A 17,777-nucleotide genomic window follows, 5' to 3' on the forward strand; every position below is an offset into this window, starting at 1 on the left:
CATAGCGTTGCGCCGCGCCTTTCGAGCCGTTGCTTCCTACGCACAACACCGGTCTACTCGAACTCCATGATGACGTCGTCCACCGCAAGGCTATCCCCCGGTGCCGCGTTGACCTTGGTAACAACAGCCTGCTTTTCGGCGCGCAGAATGTTCTCCATCTTCATCGCCTCGATTGTGCAGAGCGCTTGCCCCTCCTGCACTTGCTGACCCTCGGTCACTTCGAGCTTAACCACCAGGCCAGGCATCGGGCACAGCAGCATCTTCGAGGTATCGGGGGGGAGTTTTTCGGGCATGAGGCGGGCCAACTCGCCCTGGCGTGGCGTGTAGCAACGAACCTTCATGTCTGCCCCGCGATAGCGGATCCGATAGCCTGCGGTTATCTTCTGCATCTTGAACGAATGCATCACATGCTCGATCTTCACGTGCGCGATGCTGTCGCCGGGTGTCCAATCGCTCTGCATCGCGATACGACGGCCATCCTCGAAGATCACGTCGGTGCCCTTTCGATGCGCCTCGACATTCACCGGGATTTCCTCCCCGTCAATCGAAATGATCCACTCGGTACCGACCTTCCGCTTGTGATTGTCCATCGTCCCGGAGATCCGGGTGCGCCGTATCTCCGCCACGCGATAGGCGCCCGCGGCGACCGCCGCGACCATTTGACGGTCCTCGACGGACAGTTGCACGTGATTGAAACCGTCGGGGTATTCCTCTGCAATGAAAGCGGTTGTGATATTCCCGGAGATGAAACGCTCGTGGTCCATTACCGCCGACAGGAACGGAAGGTTGTGGCCGATTCCTTCCACCTCGAAACCGTCGAGCGCATTGCGCATGGTTTCAATGGCCCTATCGCGATCCGGCGCCCATGTACAAAGCTTGGCGATCATTGGGTCGTAGAACATCGAGATCTCGCCACCCTCGAAGACCCCGGTGTCATTGCGCACGCCCCTGTCCGGTGCGGACACTTCTGCCGGCGGGCGATACCGCGTCAGCCGGCCGATGGAGGGCAGGAAGTTCCGATAGGGATCCTCGGCATAGAGCCTGCTTTCAATTGCCCATCCGTGGATCTTCACGTCGTCTTGGGTGATGGAAAGCGGCTCGCCATTGGCAACGCGGATCATCTGTTCCACGAGATCCACGCCTGTGATCAGTTCTGTGACCGGGTGCTCCACCTGTAGGCGCGTGTTCATTTCGAGGAAGTAGAAATTCTTCTCCCCGTCCACGATGAATTCGACCGTGCCGGCAGAGCAGTAGTCAACGGCCCGGGCCAATGCACAGGCCTGTTCACCCATCGCCTTGCGGGTGTCCGGGTCAAGAAACGGGCTGGGCGCCTCTTCGATGACTTTCTGGTTTCGGCGCTGAATGGAACACTCACGCTCGTTCAGATAGATGCAGTTGCCATGCTTGTCGGCGAGCACCTGGATCTCGATGTGGCGCGGCTGGGTGACGAACTTCTCGATGAAGATCCGGTCGTCACCAAAGGAGGATGCAGCCTCGTTCTTCGAAGACTGAAAACCCTCCCGTGCCTCCTCGTCATTCCACGCGATCCGCATCCCCTTGCCGCCGCCGCCCGCCGACGCCTTGATCATCACAGGATAGCCGATCTGCTGTGAGATCTTCACCGCCTCATCTGCATCCTCGATCAGTCCCATGTAGCCAGGAACGGTGGAAACGCCGGCTTCCTGCGCGATCTTCTTGGAGGTGATCTTGTCGCCCATGGAGACGATGGCCGACGCTGGCGGGCCCACAAATGCCACGCCTTCCTTTTCCAACGCCTCGGCGAACTTCGGGTTCTCGGAAAGAAACCCATATCCCGGATGCACGGCTTCGGCCCCGGACTGGCGGATCGCGTCCATCACCTTGTCGATGACGATGTAGGACTGGTTCGCCGGCGGTGGTCCGATGTGAACGGCCTCGTCTGCCATCTCCACATGCAACGCATTTCGGTCCGCATCCGAATAGACGGCCACGGTCTCGATACCCATCTTGCGAGCGCTCTTGATGACCCTGCAAGCAATCTCGCCGCGATTGGCGATCAGCAGCTTATTGAACATTCTCCACCCCTTCCGGTTCCTTGTTGGGGCTGCAGGGCAACCCTTTTGTATTCCTCAAATCGTTTTGATATCCCGCATTGCCGAGATCGGCCGGCGCGTGCTTGCCCGCGTCGCAGAACCAATGTCCGGCACGCATCGCCTGCCGCGTCCGATCGGCGCCAAATGCGGAAACGCGGTTCAGCCTCGTGATGCGACGAGACGGCCCATGCGATTGGTTTTGTTCGAAAGAAAAGAGGCGGCCGGGCATACAAATGCCGCGACCGCCCATAGTTGGAAAGGGTACCTTGATAGATCCCAAAAGCGACGGGTGTGCTGGGATGCGTCGCTTTCCGACCCTTCGTGCAACAATCACGCCGCGGTGCAAAGCTCTCGTCAACGCTGGGCGAGGTTTGGGCCAAGTCCCGCCGGATTCGAATAGCTCTCGGCAGGTTCATGCCCAAGTCTCCCCGTTGTCATCGTCGCCGCCGCTCCGCTCCGCAGGCGGTTCTGGATCATCGACGATATCGAATTTCGCGAGAACATGCGGGTAATTCGCCTGCACACTCGCAAGGTCGACCCGGAGCAAGGCCTCGTAGGATGCAGGATCAAACGGGTCTTCTGCCGGAACGACCTCACGCTCGAACAACCAGTTGAGTCGACCGGCATCGAGGTTGCCTCGTTCGAAGGGGGCATCCCCGAAGAACTCCATCAACGCTTGCAAAAAGGCTTCATCTGCCCGCCGGTCGGCGGGTTTACGGTCGGCATGGCGCTTTCGGGCGACCAAGGGCGTTGCGCCCCCCTTGTTTGAACGGCGCAATGTGAAGTGGAAATCGGTCCCCGTGAGCCGGCTTGGGAACCCGCGATGCTTCAGCATAGCCCCTCCACCATCGTCTGACCCGTCCGCGCGGCCGTTGCCCCATTGTTCATTATTGCCATACGCACCCCTCCGTCGTCGGAAGGTAGGCACCGATAAACATCGTGGCGTCGGGATCTGTTGCTCCGCGTTCCAATGCGCGGTCCATCAATGCAATCATCACCTGGTCGACCGCGCCCGTCTCGGCCACCGCATTCAATCCTTCGCTGTCACACAGGCGATCAAGATCCAGTGCGACATCCTCATATCCGAGGTCTCCGGATCGGCGGTCGATCCGTGGCGTAACGAAACGCAGAGTGAGCCATGTCTCCCCAGTCGCCTGTCGTTCCACGATGCGGTCGAGATAGGTGACTGTCAGACCGGACGGTAGAGTCACTTCCTGCGCGGCCACAATCTGGGCAGTCATCGCGATAGCCAACGGGGACGCAAGAAAGATCCGCCTCATGCCATCCTCCCGGCGCAACGAAGCCAGCGCGAACGGCGTTTTGGGTCCTCGAGCACCGCCGCAATCCGAGCCTCCAGACTGGCGCGATTGAAGGAATGTACGCTCACGCGCCCTCCTGCGCGCACAGAAAGCCCCTCTCCATCGGAACGAACCTCGATCACAGGCGAAAACCCCTTCTGCCCCTGCAATGAACGCCACACGTCCTGCCGGATCTGACTGGCCAGACGCCCGCGCGAGGCACGCGGCATGCGGGTTTCGGCCACGACATCGAACCGGGGCGGCAGATGCCGTGCAAGCGTCAGGACATCTCCGTTCCGCACAATGTGCCAGGGGTCACGCCTCATCTCACGCCCCCGCATTCGCGCGCAAAAGACCGCCCACGAAGCCATCGGATTGTCTTCCTCTCGAACACGTCGCGTTCCATCGACCTCTTCCACGTCAAGAAACTCAGGCCGCATGCAGGGGCATCCGAGGCCCGTGGCGGCCGGGATGTGTCCCGCACCAGCCGCTGCTCAGAGCGGGATGTTGTTGTGTTTTTTCCACGGCACTTCCCGCCGCTTGTTGCGCAGGCTGGCGAAAGCGCGCGCAACCCGTTTGCGGGTAGAACGCGGCTGTATCACCTCGTCGATGAATCCGCGCTCTGCGGCAACGAACGGGTTGGCGAAACGCTTCTCATATTCCGCCGTCCGCGCCGCGATTTTCTCTGGATCGCCAAGTTCGGAGCGGTAGAGGATCTCGGTTGCGCCCTTCGCCCCCATCACCGCGATCTCAGCTGTCGGCCACGCGTAGTTGATGTCGCCGCGCAGGTGTTTCGACGACATAACGTCATAAGCGCCGCCATAGGCTTTGCGGGTGATCACGGTGACTTTCGGCACCGTCGCTTCACCGAAGGCAAAGAGCAGTTTCGCGCCATGCTTGATGACGCCGCCGTATTCCTGTCCGGTCCCCGGCAGGAACCCCGGCACGTCCACGAAGGTCAGGATGGGGATCTCGAAGGCATCGCAAAAACGGACGAAACGTGCCGCCTTTTTCGAGCTGTCGATGTCGAGGCACCCGGCCAGCACCAGCGGTTGGTTTGCCACGATGCCGGTCGTTTGCCCCTCGATCCGCACAAATCCGGTAATGATGTTCTGCGCGTGATCGCCCTGGATCTCGTAGAAATCCCCCTCGTCGGCGACCTTCAGGATCAACTCCTTCATGTCGTATGGCGTGTGGGCGTTGTCGGGGATCAGCGTGTCGAGGCTTTCCTCGACGCGCGCAGGTGAGTCGAAGAACGGCCGCACCGGCGCTTTCTGCCGGTTGTTGGTCGGCAGGAAGTCGAACAGGCGCCGGATTTCGATCAACGCTTCCACGTCGTTATCGAACGCTCCATCGGCAACGCTCGATTTCTTGGTATGGGTCGATGCGCCACCCAGTTCCTCGGCCGTCACCACCTCGTTTGTGACCGTCTTCACCACGTCAGGGCCGGTGACGAACATGTAGGAGGTATCCCGCACCATGAAGATGAAGTCGGTCATTGCAGGAGAATAGACCGCGCCGCCCGCGCAAGGCCCCATGATCACCGAAATCTGCGGGATGACACCGGAAGCCTCGATGTTGCGCTGGAACACCTCGGCGTAGCCGGCAAGGCTGTCCACGCCTTCTTGGATACGGGCTCCGCCAGAGTCGTTCAGCCCGATCACCGGTGCGCCGTTCTGCACCGCCATATCCATAATCTTGCAGATTTTCTGAGCATGGGTGGCCGAGAGAGACCCGCCAAAAACGGTAAAATCCTGGCTGAAAACATACACCTGGCGCCCATTGATCGTGCCCCACCCCGTCACGACCCCATCGCCGGCGGGCTTGTCGGCCTCCATGCCAAACTCGGCACAACGATGGGCGACGAACATGTCGAACTCCTCGAAGGAGCCCTCGTCGAGCAGCAGGTCGATCCGCTCACGAGCCGTGAGCTTGCCCTTCTTGTGCTGGTTATCGATTCGGCGCTGACCGCCTCCCATACGGGCAGAGGCACGTCGTGTTTCGAGCTCTTCGAGAATATCTTTCATGTCTCCATCCCTTGTGTTCCTCGCACTTTGAGTACCAAAGTCGACCGGGAATACCAAAGCGCCATTTGGAAAATTTGCAAAGTATTGGCAGAGTCTCCGGTGCAAATAGAATAATTGCAAATTGACAGCCGAATCCCGTTTTTCCGCGGGATTCGTGGAGTTTGCACAAGCAATGAGCCAAACCGACGCCATGCCATCGTCACCAACGGTCCGATTCCTGGACCGCACCACACCGCCACATATCGTCACACTCGTATTGCTCGCGGGCCTGTCGGCAATGAACATGAGCGTCTTCCTGCCATCGCTTCCGACGATGACCCGGCATTTCGAAACCGACTACGCCACGATGCAATTGTCCGTTTCTATGTACCTGGCGACAACGGCTGTCTTGCAGCTTGCGATTGGCCCGATCTCCGACAAGTACGGACGGAGACCCGTCGTCATGTGGTCAATACTCGTGTTCCTGCTTGCCACGGCCGGCTGTCTGTTCGCAGCGTCCGCGGGCATGTTCCTCGTCTGCCGAATGGTACAGGGTGTGGTAATCATGGGGCTCGTTCTGTCGCGTGCCGTCGTGCGTGACATGTATCCGCAGGACGAAGCCGCCTCTCGCATCGGCTATGTCACCATGGGAATGGCGCTTGTGCCAATGTTTGCCCCCATGATTGGCGGCACCCTCGAACAGCTGTTCGGATGGCAGTCCAGCTTCGTGTTCCTTCTTCTGATTGGCGCCCTTATCGGATTGGTCTCCTGGGCCGATCTTGGCGAAACCGCGAGCCACACCGGAGCGACCTTCGGCCAGCAGGCTCGTGAGTATCCCGAACTCCTGGGTTCACCCCGCTTTTGGGGTTACGCGCTCTCCAGTGCGTTTTCCGCGGGCGCCTTTTTTGCTTTCCTCGGCGGCGCACCCTACGTGGCGAGCACGATTTTCGACCTGGCCCCAATCTGGACCGGTCTTTCGCTCGGGGCCCCAGCTGTCGGCTACATGCTCGGCAACTATGTCTCCGGCAGGTTTTCCGCTCGGTACGGCATCAATCCGATGATTTTCTGGGGATCGGTACTGACCAGCACCGGAATGCTCCTTTCGCTGGTCATTGGCGCAGCAGGTTATCACTCGCCGGCAATCTTCTTCAGCTTCGTGACAACGGTCGGGCTCGGCAATGGAATGGTCATACCGAACGCAACGGCCGGCATGCTCTCCGTACGCCCCCAACTCGCAGGGACAGCCAGCGGCCTCGGCGGTTTCATCATGGTCGCGGGCGGCGCTGCGCTGTCCGTCCTCGCCGGTCACGTGCTGGAGGGAGCGGAAACTCCAATGCCGCTGCAACTGCTCATGATGATAGCATCTGCGCTTGGTACGCTCTCGATCATATATGTTCGACGTCGCGAAAGACGATTGCGTCTTGCCTCCTGAGGTTTGCAAAGCTTAGATCTGCAAAACCGCGAACCTGCAAAACCATCATGACCCAGAAGAAGCTCTACGCCGGCGTTAAGCTGCACGAGATCCGCACAAAGCTCGGCCTTACACAGAAGCTTTTTGCTGCGAAGCTCGGGGTATCGCTCCCGTACCTCAACCAGATGGAGAACAACCATCGACCGATTTCCACCTCGGTTGTTCTGGCGTTGGCGCAGGAATTTGGCCTCGACGTCACGGAGTTGAGTGCCGGAGACACCGAACGCCTGGTGGGCGACATGCGTGAAGCCCTCGCCGACCCTGTCTTCTCGGACACACCGCCGCTGGCCGACCTGAGGCTCGTGGCGTCCAACGCTCCCGCGCTGACACGTGCCTTTCTTGAACTGCACAGCGCCTACCGGCGGACGCAAGAGCGGCTTGTGTCGCTGGATGCCGCACTCGGACAGGACAGCGAGCGCATCGCGCAATCGGCATGGGAAGAGGTTCGTGACTTCTTTCACTATATCGACAACTACATAGACGCGGTGGACAGGGCCGCGGAACATTTTGCCGGCAACGACCCGATGGCAGCCGCGCAATCGGCTCTTGCCGCCCGTGGCATCGAGATCGTCGTCAGCGAGGAAAGCGGCCTGCGGCGGTTCGATCCGGAGACTGGCAAACTCACTCTGTCTGCTCGCGCCAGTGCGCCGACGCGGGACTTCCAGATATTGCACCAGGTCGCTCTGCTGACCCAAATCGACCTCTTGGAAGCGACACTGGACTTCGCCCGCTTCCAGACCGCAGAAGCGCGCGCCATCGCGAAGATCGGCATGGCCAACTACTTCGCAGGTGCGGCACTGCTCCCCTACACACGGTTTCGCGCCGCGGCCCGGGAAACACGTCACGACCTCGAGCGCCTGGCCCATCGGTTCGGCGCATCCATCGAGCAGGTCACGCATCGCCTGTCCACGTTGCAGCGCAACGGCGACAAAGGCATCCCCTTCTTCTTTGTGCGGGTCGATCAGGCGGGCACAATCACCAAACGCCATTCCGCGACGCGGATGCAATTCGCCCGTTTCGGAGGCGCTTGCCCGCTCTGGAACGTGCATAGGGCTTTTGAGACCCCCGGGCATTTCTTGCGGCAATTGGCCGAAACACCGGACGGGGAACGGTACATCCTGCTTGCTCGGGACGTTTCAAAGCCTGGCGGGGCGTGGGGAGAGCCGGATCGCCGCTATGCGATTGCCCTCGGATGCGACGTTGGATTTGCCCCTGACCTGGTCTACGCGGACGGGCTCGACACGGCCAATCCCGCCGCATACGAGCCGATTGGGACGTCCTGCCGGATCTGCGAACGACGGGACTGCCACCAGCGCTCCATTCCGCCGCTTGAGCACAAGCTTCATGTCGCACCGAACAGGCGCGCCATTCTCCCATACGAAATTGGTCTCTGATTGCCGTTATCGGCCCGCCGCGGGGCCGGTGTCACGCCTCAGCGAGTCTCCGGTTGATTTCGTCCTTCAGAAACGCGCGCCGCTTCTTTAGCTGGTGCTCCGCCAGTTCTTCCATTGGGCGCTCGTAGGAATCGGCCTGGTGTACGCGCAGGTTTAACCGGGCGTATTCTTCGGCAAGCTCGGCAAAGCCAGGGTCTTCGGCCGTGAGCTTGCCGATCAGGTCGATCTGTGACGGGAACTCCTCCGAAAGCTCGTGGGGGACGTTGGACATTGCGTCTCTCCTCTTCTTCTATGCGGAAAAAGTGAAACCGGGGCCGACGACGGCGTCGTTGACATGGGTCAAACGCGCGCTGCTTTCGCAGCTGTATTCCCACATTTCCCGTAGGGCTTATTGACCTCAGCCTCGCTTGGGAACCGCGCATCGAGGCCCGCTGGAGAGATCAGCACGTCGTCCCACCAAGTGCCATAGTTCGTTCAAATTGACGGCGTATTTCTTGGTGAATTTACCCGCAGTTGACGGTTCACCGGTATGTCCGACGTTATCGGCCCGGATGAGAAGGGTTTAAATGGTTACGATCACTACTACGAACACGGAATTTGAGGTTGCGACCGGCGACAACGTCGACGCGACCTTCAACACGAGTCTTTTTGATATTCCGGTCGATTCCTATTCAAATCTTACGATTACCTCCGAAGACGACGACGATCAGCCAAACCTGTTCGAGGTTGGCGAAACCTATACCCTCTCCTACACGACGCCTTCCGGAACGAACTCGGTCATCGAAACAACGGTGCTTCGGTCGGACAGTCTCGGAGGCGAGCAAGGTGCCGTTGTCTTCGAAGGGACAGATCCGATTGTCGGTGAAATCCACGTCATGTGGACGCCGAATTTCAATGTCAACGCGTGGATTGCAAACTCGATTGCAAGTGGGCGCACACCTGGATTCTACCGGGTCGATCAGCAGAGCACCCAGACCTACGGGCACGTCTGTTTTACCGCCGATACGCCGATCGCGACGCCACAAGGGCTTCGTCGCGTCGATGCCTTTCGCAGCGGCGACGAAGTGATCACTGCCGACAGCGGCGCGCAAAGGGTGATCTGGACGGGTCAACGTACAGTGCTCGGTGTGGGCGCCTCGGCGCCCGTCTGGTTCGCACCCGGCACGCTCGGCAACACGCAGCCGCTTCTGGTGTCCCAGTTGCACAGGGTCCTGTTGTCGGGACCGGAGGTCGAGCTGCTATTCGGCACAAACGAAGTGCTGGCGCCGGCAAAGGCATTGGTGAACGAACGAACCGTTCGCCTCGCGCCGCAGCCAGAAGTTACATTCGTCCACCTTCTACTGGAAACCCACGAGATCCTGTTTGCGGCCGGCGCGCCAGCGGAGAGCCTTTTTCTGGGCGATGTCGCGGCCAACACGATCGACTCCGGAGCTATGGGAGAAATCGGGCGGCTCGTTCCACGGCCCGAGTCCAACCCGGTTGCGAAAGTGTCCGGCATGCGGGCGGCTCGGATGATGCTGCGCTTCTCCGAAGCGCGCGCCCTGGCGCAGCAGATTGGCCTGGTCGACGCCGCTCCCAATTCCGGAACGCAAACCTCTCTGCCGCTCTCGGCTTGACGCGTAACGCCCTGACGGCGCCGGTTCGCCGCATCGCCTGCCCTTGCGTCCCCGCCCCCCTTCCCCTATCCCGCACCCGGACAATACGGAAGGGATAGGCGGGCATCATGCCGCTTCTGGTTATGAAATTCGGCGGCACATCTGTCGCCACGCTGGACCGGATCCGACGCGCGGCAAAACGCGTTGGCCGGGAGGTCGCAAACGGCTACGACGTGATCGTGATCGTATCGGCGATGTCCGGCAAGACCAACGAGCTTGTCGGTTGGGTCGAGGAGACGTCGCCGCTATTCGACGCACGAGAGTACGATGCCGTCGTCAGCTCTGGCGAGAACGTGACGGCCGGCCTCATGGCCCTTACCTTACAGGAAATGGACGTCCCCGCCCGTTCGTGGCAGGGATGGCAAGTACCGCTGAAAACGACGGCCGTGCATGCAGCCGCGCGGATCGAGAAGATCCCGACCGACAACATCAACGCCAAGTTTGCCGAGGGCATGAAGGTCGCCGTCGTGGCCGGTTTTCAGGGCATTTCCGACGAAGGCCGGATCACCACCCTTGGCCGCGGCGGCTCTGATACGACGGCCGTTGCATTCGCCGCCGCATTCGGGGCGGAGCGCTGCGACATCTACACCGATGTGGACGGCGTCTATACGACCGACCCGCGCATCACCAAGAAAGCCCGCAAGCTCGACAAGATCGCCTTCGAGGAAATGCTCGAACTCGCAAGCCTCGGCGCCAAGGTGCTGCAGACCCGCTCCGTGGAACTGGCCATGCGATACAAGGTGCCGCTGCGGGTCCTGTCGAGCTTCGAGGAATATGACCCCACAGCAGGCACGCTGGTCTGCGACGAGGAGGAAATCATGGAAAGCAATGTCGTCTCGGGCGTGGCCTACAGCCGCGACGAAGCAAAGGTCACACTCATGTCGGTCGCCGACCGTCCAGGCGTGGCCGCCGCGATTTTCGGTGCGCTCTCCGAGGCAGGCGTGAACGTGGACATGATCATCCAGAACATCTCCGAGGAGGGTCGCACCGACATGACCTTCTCCTGTCCAACCAACCAGGTGGCGCGCGCCGACCGGGCGGTTCAGGAGGCTCGCGAGAAGACCCTTATCAACTTCCATGGTTTGGAAGTGGACAGCGAAGTCTGCAAGGTGTCGGTCGTTGGGATCGGCATGCGCTCCCATACTGGCGTCGCCGCGCAAATGTTTGAGGCGCTGTCCTCCGAAGGGATCAATATCAAGGTCATCACGACGTCGGAGATCAAGATCTCAGTACTGGTCGACCGGAAATATCTGGAACTGGCCGTCCAGGCGCTTCATGATGCCTTCGGGCTGGAGAAAACGGGGTAGATACGCCCCACCGGCCACAGGGGATCGAGCGTTGAGCGACACGCAAAGTGGCAGTAGGCGGCTGCTGGGCCGGCTCAGGCAGGCTTTGGCGGAGCCCGCCGAGGGACAGGAACGGCTGGACCGCATCACCGGGCTGATCGCCGAGGAGATGCGCACGCCCGTCTGTTCGATCTACCTGTTTCGTGACGACGAAACGCTGGAGCTCTGTGCAACGGAAGGTCTGAAGGCCGAGGCCGTCCACAAAACACGCATGCGTCTCGGCGAGGGCCTCGTTGGCAAGGTCGCTGCTTCCACACAGCCGATCAATACCGGCAACGCGCCTTCCGAGGCCGGATTTCGCTACATGCCGGAGACTGGCGAGGAGATTTACTCGGCGTTCCTGGGCGTACCGATCCAGCGTCTGGGCGAACGCATGGGCGTGCTGGTGGTGCAATCCAAAAAGCACACGCCGTTCGACGATGACGTGGTGTACGCGCTCGAAGTCGTGGCGATGGTGCTCGCCGAGATGGCCGAACTCGGTGCGTTCATCGGCGAGGGTGCGGCGATGTCCGCCCCGCACCAGCATGCGGTCATGCTCCGCGGCAACGTTGGGCAGGAAGGCTCCGCAATGGGGCATGTGCTGCTGCACGAACCACGTGTCGTTGTCACCAACCCGTTCGCCGACGATGCCGAGGCCGAGCTTCACCGGCTACGGGAAGCGGTGGACCGGCTGCGGATATCCGTCGACGAGATGCTGACCGGCACCGACGTGGCCGACAAGGATCAGCGGGACGTTCTCGAAGCCTACAGGATGTTCGCCAATTCCAAAGGCTGGCTCCGCCGCATGGAAGCGGATATCAACCGGGGCCTTTCGGCTGAAGCGGCCGTCGAAAAGGAGCAGACCACCGCGCGTGCACGGATGGAACAGGTGCCCGATCCCTACCTGCGCGAACGACTCCACGACCTGGACGACCTGTCGAACCGGCTTCTTCGGCTTTTAACCGGGCAAGGCAGCAGCACAGGCGTCGACATGCCGGACGATCCGGTACTGGTGGCGCGCAACATTGGTCCCGGCGAGTTGCTGGCCTACGGGCGCAGCTTGCGCGGGATCGTGCTTGAGGAGGGCTCCGTCGGGAGTCATGCCGCAATTGTCGCGCGGGCGCTCGCCATCCCGCTGGTCATCAACGCCGAACGGATCACCACCGAGGCACTCAACGGTGACCGCGTTCTAGTCGACGGAGACCAGGGTTTCGTCCATCTCCGCCCCGAGGAGACCGTTGCGGCCGCCTTCCGTGACAAGATGGCGATGATGACAAAGGCACAGGAACGCTACGCCTCCATTCGGCGCGTCCCTGCAACCACCGTTTACGGGCCGACGATCCGGCTCGACATGAACGCCGGGCTCATGGCCGACCTCCCGTCGCTAAGATCGTCGGGCGCAGATGGCGTCGGTCTTTTCCGAACAGAATTGCAGTTTCTCGTGCGCAGCAAGTTCCCGAGCCGTGGCGAACTTGCTGCGCTCTATTCGCGCGTGTTGGACGCGGCCAATGGAAAGCGGGTGGCATTCCGCACGCTCGATATCGGCTCGGACAAGGTTCTGCCCTACATGAAGCCGCAGGATGAACCGAACCCGGCGCTCGGTTGGCGCGCGATCCGCGTAGGTTTGGACAAGCAAGGCGTCATGCGGATGCAACTGCAGGCGTTGATCCGCGGCGCAAAAGGCCGTCCGCTGACGATCATGTTCCCGTTCATCGCGCAATTCGACGAATTCCGGGCCGCGCGGCAAATGCTGCTCGACGAGATGGAACGCGAGGAAAAGCTTGGCCACGTGTTGCCGAAATCGCTGGAGGTTGGGGCAATGCTCGAAACCCCCAGCCTTGCCTTCGCGCCAATCCAGTTTTTCGAACTTGCCGACTTCATCTCCGTAGGTGGAAACGACCTCAAGCAGTTCTTCTTCGCCGCGGACCGTGAGAACGAGCGGGTGCGCCGCCGCTACGACACTCTCAACGTTTCCTTCCTGACATTTCTGGAATGGATCGTCATGCGGTGCAGGGAGACCAAGACGCCGCTGAGTTTCTGCGGCGAGGATGCCGGCCGGCCCGTCGAGGCGCTCTGCTTCGCCGCCATGGGATTTCGGACGCTTTCCATGCGCCCGGCATCGATTGGCCCGGTCAAGCATCTACTCAGACGCTCCAACCTGGCGGAAGTGCGCGAAATCATAGACGACGCAAGAGCGCAGGGCGCGCAGTCGGTGCGTCCGGCGGTCATGGACTGGCTCCGCCAACAGGGCTGAAATTGCCACTTCTGCCGCACCTGATCGGCGTATTACCGCCGTTTCGGCGAACCTACCCAAAAAGGCAGTACCGAGATCGTGGGGGCAATGCTTGTGATCCGGTCCGTGCCCTCTTAGGCTTCTCGGAGGAGCAGGATGTGCCACTGCGGCGAATTTCGTCGTCGGCGGTCCCTCATCCCCAGCCTGGTCCGCGACAAAAGAGCAGGGCAGCCCCGTTCCCTATGCGGCTGTCGTCGTGACGGGTGGGTGACCGAGCTATTCGGCCACCGCACCTCCAGGAGTGACGTGCAAAATGAATGACGTTTTGGAACTTGATATTCCGCGCAGCCGAAGCGAAACCGCCCGGCAGGTGCTCGAGCGAATTGCATGGCGCGGCTACATGCCGCCCGAAGCCGGCGACCAAAGCAACGTGGCGTGGCGTCTGCCAGCAGATCAGATCGACTTGATTCGCTCGGTGCTGCGTCGGAATAGGCGGTTGGCCGGCGATTCTCCGGTGCAGTGGAGTTCAATCGACCGGGTTTGCGAGAGCATCGCCGAGGAATCGCGGCGGACCGGTACCCGCCCCCACTACGGTTTCGACAACCTTGCCCCTTGATGCGTTGGCGGGGCGCTCGCCCCGGCAGCCCGCACGACGCGACCTCGGACACTCGTCCAATCGCCGATCCCGAGCACTCGTGCGGGGTTTGTCGGCGGGGGCATTTCCACCCCGTCAAGTTGGCGAAAACCGAAGCGCCCGTAATAAGGCGCATCGCCGACAAGCATGAGGCGGTTCCAACCAATCGATGAGGCGCGTTTGACCACTTCACGTATCATCATGCCACCAAGGCCTTCGCCCTGGTGCGTGGGGTGCACTGCCACGGGCCCGATGAGCGCAACGGCATGGCCGCTCACCCGAACCGGCCATGCCCGGATCGCGCCTGAAACGATCCCCTCATCTCGTGCCACCAGGCAAAGGCGCGCGACGGGTTCCACGCCTTCGCGCAGCCGGTAGGACGACAAAGCCTCGCGCCCCGGCGCGAAACACAGGTCGAAAAGCGCTTCAACCTCCCACCAATCCTCCGCATTTTCCTGTTCCAGGATCAATGCTCTGCCCTGTTTGCCGTTATTCGCGCTGGAAACCCCATCGGCACAGCGTTAGATCACTCGGAAAGGAGACGCCAGCCATGTTCTACCGCCCCGAGGACGGCCACGGCCTGCCACACAACCCCTTCAGCGCCATCGTGGCCCCGCGCCCGATTGCCTGGATTTCCACCCGTGGGACCGATGGATCGGAAAACCTTGCACCGTATTCCTTCTTCAATGCTGTCGCATACACCCCACCACAGGTGATGTTCGCCACCACTGGCAAGAAGCATGACCGCGAAGGAACGAAGGATACGCTGGCAAACATCCGCGATACCGGCGTTTTTGCCGTGAATATCGTGGAGTTCGCGAAGCGCGAGGTCATGAACCTGACCTCCGGCCCATGGGACAAGGACGTGGACGAAGCCGAAATGGCCGGGATTGCGCGCGGCGAATGCGACACCATCAACTGTGGGCGGATTGCCGATGCGCCGGCGACGCTCGAGTGCAAACTCACGCAGATTGTGGATCTGCAGGGACCCAACAACCGCGTCGCTTTCGGCGAAGTGACCGGCATTCACCTGCGTGACGATTGCATCGTCGACGGGCGTTTCGACGTGACCCGCTTTCAACCGTTGGCCCGTCTTGGATACCGGGACTTCACCCATGTTAGCGAGGTCTTCGTCATGCAACGCCCGGGCGAAACCTGATCCACTCACAAACACTCACGCGGCGCGCGGGCGATGGGCGCGCATGGCGCGGTACCGTACCGAGGGGCTGAGTGTTATCAACAGGATCCCGATGGAGAACAGGCACCAGACTGCGGGCATTTCCCGCGGATCGTCGGTGATTAGCATCGCCAATGCTGGGCCGGCCACAGTGTGCATGGCAACGAAACGCCACGCGCCGTAAAACAGCGGAAAAAGAAACACTGCCACGAGGTAGGCCGGGAACTGCACATCCACGCCCAGTGCGCCGGCAAACGGCTGGAACTGGGCCGTGAGAGGCAGCTGCCAGCCGATATGCCAATCCCCCGACACCAGACACATCGGCGTACCGCACATGACGTCAAGACCAGGGCGGCACTGTCCAAGTGCGTCCCAGGGTAAGAGACGGCCGAGGATCAGCAATGTCATGAAGCCGGCCGCCACAAGCACACGGCGCCGGATGTGGCGTGGTACTTCCTGCGGCGCGATCTCCATCGCGAAAGCATTCAGGACCAACGGTTGCAGTGCAATATGTATGTAGGACAGTAGCGTAACCGTCCGATTTTCCGGCGCGCTGCATTGGTCAACAACCGAATATCCGACGGCTTGCAGCGCTTCCATGATGGTGAAATAGGCCAAGGTCGCCCATATCGCGGGCGCGTCGCCGCGACGCCATGAAAGTGCCGCCGCCGCGCTCCCGGCCGCCACCATTGCCACCGATGCCGATGCACTCCAGCACATCGCTTCTCTTCCTCCCGCCCGGCCCACTTTGACCGTTCACCGCGGAGGAGGAAAGCCTTGTGTGGCCGGGGGCGTCAGTGCCCCGCGTGGAGCACGCCCGTGCGCACCTGATAATTGGCTGCGATCGCGTAATCCGGGTCGTCATCGGAGTCGACCATGAGTTGCCCGGCTTTCATGAGAAGCTGGTGGCAATCGTGGCTGAGGTGGCGCAGCTCCAGCTTCTTGCCGGCCTTCTCGTATTTCGCCGCAAGGGCCTCGATCGCGGTCAGCGCCGACTGGTCGGCAACCCGGCTCTCGGCGAAGTCCACCACCACGCGGGCAGGGTCCTTCGCCGGGTCGAAGAGCTCGGCAAAACCGTCGGCCGACCCGAAGAACAATGGACCTTGAACCTGATAGACTTTCGCGCCTTCCGGCGTGGTGTAGGTCTTCGCATGGATGTGGGAAGCCGATTGCCACGCATAGGCAAGCGCAGAAACGATCACGCCGACGACCACTGCCGTCGCGAGATCTGTGGCCACGGTGACGACGGTGACAAGCACGATCACCACGGCATCAGTGAGCGGCACCTTGCGCATGATTGTGAGGGATTTCCAAGCGAAGGTCCCGATAACGACCATGAACATGACGCCTACAAGCGCAGCAAGCGGGATTTGCTCGATCAGCGGCGCGCCGACGAGAATGAACGCGAGCAGGAACAACGCCGCCGAGGCGCCGGAAAGACGTGTACGGCCACCGGATTTCACGTTGATCATCGACTGGCCAATCATTGCACAGCCGCCCATGCCGCCGAAGAAACCGGTGACGGTGTTTGCGACACCTTGGGCAACGCATTCCTGGCTGGCACCGCCGCGCTTGTGCACAATCTCACCGACGAGGTTCAGAGTGAGCAGGCTCTCGATCAAACCGATGGCGGCCAGGATCAGAGAGTAAGGCAGGACGATTTTCAGCGTTTCCCAGGAAAGCGGCACCATGGGGATGTGGAATTGTGGCAATCCGCCCTCGATGGAGGCCATGTCGCCCACCCGCGGCACGTCGATGCCAAAGGCAATGACGATAGCGGCGGTGATGCCGATCCCGGCGAGCGGGGCCGGTATGGCAGTGGTGAGCTTTGGCAAGCGCCAGATAACGGCCATGGTCAGCGCGACCAGTACCAGCATGGTGACGAGCGGTGCTCCGGTGAGCCATTCTCCACCCGAGATTCCATGACCGGCGGCCTCTCCGGTGCCTGGCACGCGGAATTGGCTGAGCTGCGCGAGGAAGATGACGATCGCCAACCCGTTCACGAAACCCAGCATAACGGGATGGGGGACCAGCCGCATGAACTTCCCGAGCCGGAAGATACCGGCAAGAATCTGGATCAGCCCCATCAGCACGACCGCGGCGAAGAGATACTCGACACCGTGCTCAGAAACGAGGCTGACCATCACGACCGCCAATGCACCCGTCGCACCCGAGATCATTCCCGGGCGGCCCCCGATCAGCGCCGTTATGAGCCCGACGATGAAGGCAGCATAGAGCCCCACGAGCGGATGCACACCGGCGACGAAGGCGAAGGCGACCGCTTCTGGCACCAGCGCCAGGGCCACGGTCAGGCCCGAGAGGACCTCGGTTCGCAGGTGCGCGGTGGGCAGTCGCTCGCCCGCTGAAAACTGGGCAAGGTAATTGCTGTCAGCCAGGGCTGCCATGATGGCTCGGGTCACTCAGGGCCTCGCTCGCTTGTATCGGATGGTCGTGCCGCTGGCGGAGGCGCTCGGTCGGCAAAACGGTCGTGTACGCAATGCCGAACGCCGCC

The 17,777-nt window shown here is 61.2% G+C and carries 16 protein-coding genes; 7 read left to right on the plus strand and 9 right to left on the minus strand.

The genetic code is table 11. From position 1 onward, the window contains the following. Window positions 1–53 precede the first annotated feature (53 nt). The 5 genes from ARC39_RS09865 to ARC39_RS09890 all read right to left on the minus strand — a co-directional run bounded on the left by ARC39_RS09865 (window position 54) and on the right by ARC39_RS09890 (window position 5,397). On the minus strand, window positions 54–2,054 hold the full coding sequence (locus ARC39_RS09865; protein WP_068113789.1) for an acetyl-CoA carboxylase biotin carboxylase subunit: 2,001 nt from the start codon (window positions 2,052–2,054) through the stop codon (window positions 54–56). Window positions 2,055–2,484: 430 nt separating this feature from the next. Further along, window positions 2,485–2,907 carry a hypothetical protein gene (locus tag ARC39_RS09875; RefSeq protein WP_068113795.1) on the minus strand — a complete coding sequence of 141 codons (423 nt, stop codon included), beginning with the start codon at window positions 2,905–2,907 and terminating at the stop codon, window positions 2,485–2,487. 52 nt (window positions 2,908–2,959) lie between these two features. Continuing rightward, entirely contained in the window at window positions 2,960–3,352 is a 393-nt protein-coding gene (locus ARC39_RS09880; RefSeq protein ID WP_068113797.1) for a DUF6497 family protein, read from the minus strand. Further along, window positions 3,349–3,696, minus strand: a complete 348-nt coding sequence (locus ARC39_RS09885; RefSeq protein ID WP_068114444.1) for a glycoside hydrolase 64/thaumatin family protein — start codon at window positions 3,694–3,696, stop codon at window positions 3,349–3,351. Before ARC39_RS09885 ends, ARC39_RS09880 begins: the two co-directional genes overlap by 4 nt. 168 nt (window positions 3,697–3,864) lie before the next feature. Next, the gene (locus ARC39_RS09890; protein WP_068113799.1) at window positions 3,865–5,397 is read right to left on the minus strand and encodes an acyl-CoA carboxylase subunit beta; all 1,533 of its coding nucleotides are present in this window, start codon (window positions 5,395–5,397) and stop codon (window positions 3,865–3,867) included. 172 nt (window positions 5,398–5,569) lie between these two features. Between ARC39_RS09890 and ARC39_RS09895 the strand changes: the two genes are divergently transcribed. Together ARC39_RS09895 and ARC39_RS09900 are read left to right on the plus strand one after the other, a co-directional pair. Further along, window positions 5,570–6,808 (plus strand): multidrug effflux MFS transporter, encoded by a 1,239-nt coding sequence (locus ARC39_RS09895; protein ID WP_236545218.1) that lies wholly within the window; start codon window positions 5,570–5,572, stop codon window positions 6,806–6,808. A gap of 47 nt (window positions 6,809–6,855) precedes the next feature. Further along, entirely contained in the window at window positions 6,856–8,241 is a 1,386-nt protein-coding gene (locus ARC39_RS09900) for a helix-turn-helix domain-containing protein (RefSeq protein WP_068113801.1), read from the plus strand. 31 nt (window positions 8,242–8,272) lie between these two features. Here the strand turns inward: ARC39_RS09900 and ARC39_RS09905 are convergent, their stop codons facing one another. Then, entirely contained in the window at window positions 8,273–8,512 is a 240-nt protein-coding gene (locus ARC39_RS09905) for an HP1242/YdcH family protein (protein ID WP_068113803.1), read from the minus strand. Between the two features lie 295 nt (window positions 8,513–8,807). Here ARC39_RS09905 and ARC39_RS09910 point away from each other — a divergent pair, with 295 nt between their 5' ends. From ARC39_RS09910 to ARC39_RS09925, 4 genes are all read left to right on the plus strand, one after another. Further along, entirely contained in the window at window positions 8,808–9,857 is a 1,050-nt protein-coding gene (locus tag ARC39_RS09910; protein WP_068113805.1) for a Hint domain-containing protein, read from the plus strand. A gap of 107 nt (window positions 9,858–9,964) precedes the next feature. Beyond that, on the plus strand, window positions 9,965–11,203 hold the full coding sequence (locus ARC39_RS09915) for an aspartate kinase (protein ID WP_068113808.1): 1,239 nt from the start codon (window positions 9,965–9,967) through the stop codon (window positions 11,201–11,203). After that, window positions 11,175–13,475, plus strand: coding sequence for a phosphoenolpyruvate--protein phosphotransferase (gene ptsP / locus ARC39_RS09920; protein ID WP_438273261.1), 2,301 nt, complete (start codon window positions 11,175–11,177; stop codon window positions 13,473–13,475). The genes ARC39_RS09915 and ptsP overlap by 29 nt, the downstream gene beginning before the upstream one ends. A gap of 292 nt (window positions 13,476–13,767) precedes the next feature. Beyond that, a complete protein-coding gene (locus ARC39_RS09925; RefSeq protein WP_068113815.1) occupies window positions 13,768–14,070 on the plus strand; it encodes a hypothetical protein in 303 nt (100 codons plus the stop codon). On the opposite strand, the gene ARC39_RS09930 is transcribed toward ARC39_RS09925, so the two are convergent. Beyond that, window positions 14,043–14,558, minus strand: coding sequence for a GNAT family N-acetyltransferase (locus ARC39_RS09930; protein ID WP_068113817.1), 516 nt, complete (start codon window positions 14,556–14,558; stop codon window positions 14,043–14,045). The two genes, ARC39_RS09925 and ARC39_RS09930, sit on opposite strands and share 28 nt — an antisense overlap. An 80-nt stretch (window positions 14,559–14,638) precedes the next feature. Here ARC39_RS09930 and ARC39_RS09935 point away from each other — a divergent pair, with 80 nt between their 5' ends. After that, on the plus strand, window positions 14,639–15,247 hold the full coding sequence (locus tag ARC39_RS09935) for a flavin reductase family protein (protein WP_068113818.1): 609 nt from the start codon (window positions 14,639–14,641) through the stop codon (window positions 15,245–15,247). Window positions 15,248–15,262: 15 nt separating this feature from the next. On the opposite strand, the gene ARC39_RS09940 is transcribed toward ARC39_RS09935, so the two are convergent. Together ARC39_RS09940 and ARC39_RS09945 are read right to left on the minus strand one after the other, a co-directional pair. Further along, window positions 15,263–15,985: a DUF5765 domain-containing protein gene (locus ARC39_RS09940; RefSeq protein ID WP_068113819.1), complete on the minus strand. Its 723-nt coding sequence runs from the start codon at window positions 15,983–15,985 to the stop codon at window positions 15,263–15,265. A 74-nt stretch (window positions 15,986–16,059) separates the two neighbouring features. After that, window positions 16,060–17,685 (minus strand): SulP family inorganic anion transporter, encoded by a 1,626-nt coding sequence (locus ARC39_RS09945; protein ID WP_068113820.1) that lies wholly within the window; start codon window positions 17,683–17,685, stop codon window positions 16,060–16,062. Window positions 17,686–17,777 lie beyond the last annotated feature (92 nt).

The sequence above is a fragment of the Tropicimonas marinistellae genome (genome assembly GCF_001509585.1).
Taxonomy (GTDB): Bacteria; Pseudomonadota; Alphaproteobacteria; order Rhodobacterales; family Rhodobacteraceae; genus Tropicimonas; species Tropicimonas marinistellae.